General features: G+C 45.0%; 7 protein-coding genes. 2 read left to right on the forward strand and 5 right to left on the reverse strand.

Translation table 11 applies throughout. The annotated features are described in order from the left end of the window. On the forward strand, nt 1-186 hold a 186-nt coding region (locus ACEW8S_RS04130), incomplete at its 5' end, for a hypothetical protein (RefSeq protein WP_373516918.1). A gap of 55 nt (nt 187-241) precedes the next feature. On the opposite strand, the gene ACEW8S_RS04135 is transcribed toward ACEW8S_RS04130, so the two are convergent. Beyond that, nucleotides 242-1,123 (reverse strand): DMT family transporter, encoded by an 882-nt coding sequence (locus ACEW8S_RS04135; protein ID WP_373516919.1) that lies wholly within the window; start codon nt 1,121-1,123, stop codon nt 242-244. 161 nt (nt 1,124-1,284) lie between these two features. Here ACEW8S_RS04135 and ACEW8S_RS04140 point away from each other — a divergent pair, with 161 nt between their 5' ends. Further along, complete coding sequence (locus ACEW8S_RS04140) at nt 1,285-1,704, forward strand: hypothetical protein (protein WP_373516920.1); 420 nt, start codon at nt 1,285-1,287, stop codon at nt 1,702-1,704. Nucleotides 1,705-1,788: 84 nt separating this feature from the next. Here ACEW8S_RS04140 and gldD read toward each other — a convergent pair whose 3' ends face one another. From gldD to mutY, 4 genes are all read right to left on the reverse strand, one after another. Beyond that, nucleotides 1,789-2,394: a gliding motility lipoprotein GldD gene (gene gldD, locus ACEW8S_RS04145; RefSeq protein ID WP_373516921.1), complete on the reverse strand. Its 606-nt coding sequence runs from the start codon at nt 2,392-2,394 to the stop codon at nt 1,789-1,791. Nucleotides 2,395-2,455: 61 nt separating this feature from the next. Next, nucleotides 2,456-3,763: a gliding motility-associated protein GldE gene (locus ACEW8S_RS04150; RefSeq protein WP_373516922.1), complete on the reverse strand. Its 1,308-nt coding sequence runs from the start codon at nt 3,761-3,763 to the stop codon at nt 2,456-2,458. A 17-nt stretch (nt 3,764-3,780) separates the two neighbouring features. Further along, nucleotides 3,781-4,260: a single-stranded DNA-binding protein gene (locus ACEW8S_RS04155; RefSeq protein ID WP_373516923.1), complete on the reverse strand. Its 480-nt coding sequence runs from the start codon at nt 4,258-4,260 to the stop codon at nt 3,781-3,783. A gap of 24 nt (nt 4,261-4,284) precedes the next feature. Beyond that, complete coding sequence (gene mutY, locus ACEW8S_RS04160; RefSeq protein ID WP_373516924.1) at nt 4,285-5,331, reverse strand: A/G-specific adenine glycosylase; 1,047 nt, start codon at nt 5,329-5,331, stop codon at nt 4,285-4,287. Nucleotides 5,332-5,452 lie beyond the last annotated feature (121 nt).

Genomic DNA, 5,452 nt, shown 5'->3' on the forward strand with positions numbered 1-5,452 from the left:
AGCGGGCTACAGGAAAAACTGCTCAAGGAGATTATCGATTACACCCATGACGTGGAACCCATGGAAAAAGGTGGCCAAACCTATTATCCCGGCGAACGCACATTACAGACCCGCAAGAAAAATTTGGAGGAAGGCATCCCAGTTAGTACAGCAGTTTGGGAAAAGGTTTTGAAGCTGTCGAAATGAAAGAGTCAGATATACTCGCAAAGAAAAGTAAGGCATCCCGGGCATGCATCCAACATTAGCTAATCTTCTTTCTCCTATTCACCAACCAGACACCGAGCAAAATTATCGAACCGCCCAAAAGTTGATAGCCATTCATGGTCTCCCCGTCACAAACCGCCCAGAGCAGTGCGACCAAGGGAATCAGATAGGTAACGGAAGCCGCAAAAACTGGACTCGACAGATGAATCAGCTTGTTAAAGAATATATTTGCCAAGGAAGTGCCTATAATGGCAAGGGCCAAAAGATACCACAAAGCGGTATGCATGGCTTCATTATTTTCGAATTCCGGAAAAAATCCGGAGAGGGATACAAGCAGCAGTGCCGGAAAGAAAGCTATGGCGAAACTGCCCGTTGTAACAGCAAGCGGACTCAAATGCGCCAAATGCTTTTTGATAATATTGATATTAAAGGCATAGCCTGCGGCCGAGATCAGAATAAAAATAGCATAGGCGTAGTTACGGTCCGGTTTGAACTCCATGCCCGTTACAATCAAAGCAAGTGTTCCCAATAAACCGATAACAACACCTAAAATCTGCCGCTTCGTCACTATTACCCCAAAGGCCACTGTACCGACCACGGTGGTAAGCAAAGGCACTACTGAATTGAAGATAGAAGTCACACCACTATCGATTTCCGTCTGCGCCAAGGCAAACAAAAAAGGTGGGAAAAAAGAACTAAGGAGTCCCGCTGCAATGATCCATTTCCAATCCTTTCGGCTGATTGTTTTTAAACTGTGATATCCGAAGAGAAACAAAACCAACGACGCGAAGACGATGCGCAGACCGCCCAACTGCAGGGGAGTAAAGCCCAAAAGTGCTTTTTTTATCAGGATAAAAGAAGAGCCCCAAACAAGGGAAAGCAAAATCAAGTAGATCCACTTTTTCGAATAGTCGTTCAAGTTTTGGATAGTTTTAGGCGTTGCAAAAATGATGATTTTTTCGTTTCAGACCTAAAGGAAATAAAAACGTATCGTAATTTTGCACTATCTGATAGGCCAAGAAAAATAATATTATCCAACCTCCAGGTTGCGAACTTTGCGGACAATCAAAAAAGCTAAAAATGAGAAAATTAATGCTACTGGTGACTATTGCTTTGAGCACATTCAACACATCCTGCAAGGAGGAAAAAGAATTCACCCAAATGAAACAGGTCATTGCCGTTCACGACGAGGTAATGCCAAAAATGGGCCAATTGGGAAAATTGGTAGGAGAACTCAAAGGGATGGAAAACGATAGTACCGACGTCGGAAAGCAATACAAGGAAGCCCGAATGGAACTGCAGGATGCCAACAAGGCCATGATGGATTGGATGCAAAACTTTGGCCGCCGCTTCACCCCCGATGAAATCATGAACGGAGCGGCCCTGTCGGAAGAAAAAGTAAAATGGCTCGATGAAGAGGAAGAGAAGGTGAAGGCTTTGCGGAAACAGATCAATTCGAGTATCGAAAATGCCCGGAATCTGTTAGCAAAGGGGGATTGATCCTGTAGATGACGCCGGCATACAAATTGTTCTGACCTACCAAGTGTTCTAACCTGCAACGTTTTCTGACCTGCCACTGCCCACTTATTCCTTCCACCTCAGCGTCTCCATAATCCCCCGAATATCGTTTTGCAGATAGGCAGCGGCGGGGTAGATGGAGTCGTAATTCGGCCTTGTGAGGAAGTACAACGAGCCGGTCAAGAAATTTTCGGTACTGTCGGTTACGTAGAACTGGGCTTGCGAGGCGGCATTGCCACTGACTTCGTAGAACATGCCATACACTTTGTGCTCTTTACTGACAAAAGGCTGTTCGATGATTCCATCGGCCTTAACGGAATGCTCGTAACTTAATTTTTGGGCATCGGAAAGGAGGTTGTCGATATTGTTATCGACCTTTCTGTAATTGATAAAAATTTCACCTTTCATTTCGGGATATTTCAAGGTCAGCGCAGTACTGTTCTTGATCTTTACCTTGGCCGATTCGTTGTAGTCGAAACGAAAATGGTCGGTTTGCAACTCGGTGAGCACCGGTTTTAAATATTCGAGACGAAGTTTGGCGTTCGGTTTTGGCAGCACCTCTTCCTTGCATCCAAGGAAAACCGTAAACAACGAAAAGATAATGCCCACATAGCACCCCTGCATTATGGTCAAGTCTTGGCTCTTGGCTCTTAGCTCTTGTTTCTTAGACATAGTCAATTCAATAACTATAATAATAAAAACATTGTAAACGTTCCTTAAAGCCCCATCATATCTAATGTGGCAAGATCACTTTTATCTGTTTCAGTCGCTTTTTATCAAGGCCCTCTACGACGAACCTATACTCGTTGAACGCAATTATATCCCCTTTTTTCGGAAAACTTCCCGCAATTTCAAGCACGAAACCGGCTATGGTTTCCGATTCGCCCTTTTGCTGTTCGAATTCCGTTTCATCGTCGATTTTGACTACGCGGTAGAAATCCTTAAGTGTGGTTTTGCCTTCCAAAACGAAATTAAAATCATCCAATTTGGAGAATATCAGGTCTTCATCGTCGAATTCGTCGCTGATATCACCGACGATTTCCTCAATAATATCCTCCAGGGTGACGATGCCCGATGTTCCCCCGTACTCGTCGACGACAATCGCCAAATGGTTTTTCTTCTCTTGGAACTCCAACAACAGGTCATCGAGTTTTTTGTTTTCGGGCACGAAATAGGGTTCACGGATCAAATCCATCCAGTTCAAGGTTTTCCGATCGATATAGGGCAACAGATCCTTAACGTAAAGCACCCCCAAAACATTGTCCATATGCTCGGAAAAAACGGGAATACGGGAGTATCCGTTCCTTTTAATCTCTTCCAGGACCTCCAGAAATTTCATGTCCTCGCTCAGGGCAAAAATATCGATACGTGGGCGCATGACCTGTTTGGTATCGGTATTGCCGAAGGAAACGATACCCTGTAAGATTTTTTGCTCCTCTCTGGTAGTATCGCCTTCGGATGTCAGTTCCAAGGCCTGCGAGAGATGATCAACGCTCAGGCTTGATTTTTGCTTGCCCAGCTTGTTGTGTAGAAACAGGGTGCCCGAACGCATCGGAAGGCTCAGGGGCGAAAACAAAAAATCCAACACTCTTAGGGGATAGGCCATAAAATGGGCGAAGGCCAAGCGGTTTCTATTGGCATAGACCTTGGGCAGTATTTCCCCGAACATCAAAATAAGAAAGGTGGCCACGACAACCTCCAATAAAAACCGGACCCATTCCAATTCGATATCCGCAAAAGCGGTATCACCGATGATGCTAAAAAGCAATACGACCCCAATGTTGATGGCATTGTTGGCGACCAAAATGGTGGCCAATAATTTTTTAGGCCTTTCCAACAGCTTAACGATAATGGTTCCGCGGGTCGTCTTTCTCTCGGTTATGTCTTTTAGGTCGGACTGCGAAAGTCCGAAAAAAGCCACCTCTGCCCCCGAAATCATTGCGGAACAGGTCAGGAGCACGACAAGAAATATGATTTTAAACGCAAAGGCACCGACGGATGCTACGAAGTAGGAAAGCGAAATAAGGGGGTCAGGGTCCAATAGGTAGGATTTATTTTTTAGAAGGGCAGATCATCCTCTTCGGATGGACTCAGAGCGGTGTTTTTCTTGGGATCGGCGGTTTTAGTAGTGTCCGAATTTGGCGCATCCACCTTCTGGTCTTGGGGCTGTCCGCTCTGTTGATCGTTCGCATTGTTTTCTCCTTTTGGGGTCAGAAACGTAAAATCCTGGGCCTGCACTTCGGTGGAATAGCGGGTGTTGCCGCTGTCATCTTGCCACTGGCGCGTTCGCAATCGGCCCTCTACATAGATTTTATCACCCTTGCCCAAGTATTTTTCACAGATTTCGGCCGATTTGTTGCGGACGATAATATTGTGCCATTCGGTGGTCGTTGTACGTTCGCCGGTCTTCTTGCTCGTATAGGTTTCACTGGTAGCGATGGGAAACCGACCGATACAATCCCCGTTCTCGAAATAGTGCATTTTCACCTCATCGCCCAGATTACCGATCAACATCACCTTGTTCAATGTACCGCTCATTTTCGTTCTCTTATAAATTAATCCTCAAAAGTACGAATTTTTGGATGCTTTCAAGAACTCCGCTATCAATACGGGAACAGGATATTTCTCAACCTCGGACAAGGGAATGCTATTTTGCAGCATCTCATCCGTTTTAACCATCCAAAATATGGTGTGGAGGTGTTGATGGGACAGTTTATGGATGATGGGGAGTTCATTATACCTTTTAATTTCCTGTACTTTCATGGCATCCACAAAATCATCCAATTTCTTGATTACGGTATCCTCATCTATTTCCTGCTTGGATTCTAGCAGTGGAAATTCCCAAAGATTCTGCCAAATGCCTTTTCCTGTACGCTGTTTCAATAGGGTCCTTCCATCGGAATCCATAAAAAACAAATAATTGAAATAGCGATGCGTAACCCTGGTCTTATTGGTTTTAATGGGAAGCTCTTGAACCTTGCCCTTTTGCAATGCAACACAGCTATCGTTCAACGGACAGTACATGCAATTGGGATTTTTCGGAGTACACTGAACGGCACCGAACTCCATTATCCCTTGGTTGTAATCCCTAATATTATTGGGATCCATGACCTTTCTGGCCAGATTTTTGAAATATTTGATGCCTTCTGTACTGTCAGTCGGCAAATTCACCCCAAAATAGCGGGCAAGTACACGATAGACGTTGCCATCGACCACAGGTTCCGGAATGTCGAAACAAATGGAGGCTATGGCACTTGCCGTATAGTCCCCCACGCCTTTCAATTTTAGGAGTCCTTCGTAGGTCTCGGGAAAAGTACCGTCATACGCTCGAACCACCGTTTTTGCAGTAGCATGCAGGTTTCTGGCACGGGAATAGTAACCAAGGCCCTGCCATAGTTTCAGCACACGCTCTTCAGAAGCGTTCGCCAAATCGTATACCGTCGGAAAAGCGCCTATAAACTTCAGATAGTAGGGCGTGCCCTGCACAACACGCGTCTGCTGAAGGATAATCTCCGAAAGCCAAATTTTATAGGGATTCCTCGTTCCCCGCCAAGGCAGTTTTCGTTTGTTCGCGGCATACCAAAGTAACATTTTTTGGGCAAAGGTCATCGGCAGGAAAGGTTAGTTGCAAAACTAACGGATTCTTTAATGAAGCATCCTATCATTACCAGCTTAAAAAATTGGCGAACGATGAATCGTTTAAAATTAGCCCATTAGCAGGAAAGATATA

The organism is Pricia sp., assembly GCF_041745955.1.
Classification (GTDB): Bacteria; Bacteroidota; Bacteroidia; order Flavobacteriales; family Flavobacteriaceae; genus Pricia.

Bases quoted from the DNA above. Each gene is read 5' to 3' on its own strand.
- gldD (WP_373516921.1), bottom strand. From the start codon at position 2,394: ATGTCTAAGAAACAAGAGCTAAGAGCCAAGAGCCAAGACTTGACCATA.
- ACEW8S_RS04140 (WP_373516920.1), top strand. From the start codon at position 1,285: ATGAGAAAATTAATGCTACTGGTGACTATTGCTTTGAGCACATTCAAC.
- mutY (WP_373516924.1), bottom strand. From the start codon at position 5,331: ATGACCTTTGCCCAAAAAATGTTACTTTGGTATGCCGCGAACAAACGA.
- ACEW8S_RS04155 (WP_373516923.1), bottom strand. From the start codon at position 4,260: ATGAGCGGTACATTGAACAAGGTGATGTTGATCGGTAATCTGGGCGAT.